The 257-nt window shown below is 67.3% G+C and carries 1 pseudogene; it reads right to left on the bottom strand.

The annotated features are described in order from the left end of the window. Positions 1 to 242, bottom strand: a pseudogene (locus AC0L2P_RS32425) (NAD(P)/FAD-dependent oxidoreductase); the annotation flags it as partial. Between the last annotated feature and the right edge of the window lie 15 nt (positions 243 to 257).

Raw genomic sequence — 257 nt, 5'->3', positions numbered from 1 at the left:
CTGCCAAGCGTGGGCAGTGTCGCCGCCAGCATGTCACGTACGCCGTCAGGATCCTCGACGGTCGTCAGGTTCCAGGTGAACGCCACCAAGTCTCGCCAGAAGCTCGTATTCGCGAACAGCGCGGCGGCGGCATCGGGGTCCCCGTCCGCCAGCGCGGCGTTGAAGGCGGCGAGCCATTGCTCGGTCTGCGCCCTTGCGGCGGTCGCTGCGGACGTGGCGCCCACCTTGGTCATCTCGTTCATCTCTCGATCCTCTCC

The sequence above is a fragment of the Mesorhizobium sp. WSM4836 genome (genome assembly GCF_055811815.1).
Note: the sequence above shows the minus strand (reverse complement) of the source record. Positions and strands in the feature narration are given on the sequence as shown.